The organism is Alkalibacterium thalassium (assembly GCF_900101165.1).
Lineage (GTDB): Bacteria > Bacillota > Bacilli > Lactobacillales > Carnobacteriaceae_A > Alkalibacterium > Alkalibacterium indicireducens.
On record NZ_FNFK01000116.1, the window covers coordinates 1 to 1,495 of the forward strand.

Genomic DNA, 1,495 nt, shown 5'->3' on the forward strand with positions numbered 1-1,495 from the left:
CACTCTGCTTGCAGAGTGTGGATGAGTGGCGAACGGGTGAGTAACACGTGGGGAACCTGCCCATAAGAGGGGGATAACATCCGGAAACGGGTGCTAATACCGCATAGGTGATCATAGCGCATGCTTAGATCATTAAAGATGGCTTCGGCTATCGCTTATGGATGGCCCCGCGGCGTATTAGCTAGTTGGTGAGGTAATGGCTCACCAAGGCTGTGATACGTAGCCGACCTGAGAGGGTGATCGGCCACACTGGAACTGAGACACGGTCCAGACTCCTACGGGAGGCAGCAGTAGGGAATCTTCCACAATGGGCGAAAGCCTGATGGAGCAATACCGCGTGAGTGAAGAAGGTCTTCGGATCGTAAAGCTCTGTTGTTAGAGAAGAACAAGAGGTGTAGTAACTGGCACCTCCTTGACGGTATCTAACCAGAAAGTCACGGCTAACTACGTGCCAGCAGCCGCGGTAATACGTAGGTGACAAGCGTTGTCCGGATTTATTGGGCGTAAAGCGAGCGCAGGCGGTCTTTTAAGTCTGATGTGAAAGCCCACGGCTCAACCGTGGAGGGTCATTGGAAACTGGAAGACTTGAATGCAGAAGAGGAAAGTGGAATTCCATGTGTAGCGGTGAAATGCGTAGATATATGGAGGAACACCAGTGGCGAAGGCGACTTTCTGGTCTGTAATTGACGCTGAGGCTCGAAAGCGTGGGGAGCGAACAGGATTAGATACCCTGGTAGTCCACGCCGTAAACGATGAGTGCTAAGTGTTGGAGGGTTTCCGCCCTTCAGTGCTGGAGCTAACGCATTAAGCACTCCGCCTGGGGAGTACGGCCGCAAGGCTGAAACTCAAAGGAATTGACGGGGACCCGCACAAGCGGTGGAGCATGTGGTTTAATTCGAAGCAACGCGAAGAACCTTACCAGATCTTGACATCCTCTGACCACCCAAGAGATTGGGCTTTCCCTTCGGGGACAGAGTGACAGGTGGTGCATGGTTGTCGTCAGCTCGTGTCGTGAGATGTTGGGTTAAGTCCCGTAACGAGCGCAACCCTTATTGTTAGTTGCCAGCATTCAGTTGGGCACTCTAGCGAGACTGCCGGTGATAAACCGGAGGAAGGCGGGGATGACGTCAAATCATCATGCCCCTTATGATCTGGGCTACACACGTGCTACAATGGATGGTACAACGAGTCGCGAGACCGCGAGGTTTAGCTAATCTCCTAAAGCCATTCTCAGTTCGGATTGCAGGCTGCAACTCGCCTGCATGAAGCCGGAATCGCTAGTAATCGCGGATCAGAACGCCGCGGTGAATACGTTCCCGGGTCTTGTACACACCGCCCGTCACACCACGAGAGTTTGGAACACCCGAAGTCGGTCGAGTAACCCTTTTAGGGAGCTAGCCGCCGAAGGTGGGCTGGATGATTGGGGTGAAGTCGTAACAAGGTAGCCGTATCGGAAGGTGCGGCTGGATCACCTCCTTTCTAAGGATAGTGCCAT

Annotated in this window: 1 rRNA gene; it reads left to right on the forward strand. The window is 53.4% G+C overall.

Annotated elements, in window-relative coordinates:
• Positions 1-1,479, forward strand: a 16S ribosomal RNA gene (locus tag BLR76_RS11510); the annotation flags it as partial.
• Between the last annotated feature and the right edge of the window lie 16 nt (positions 1,480-1,495).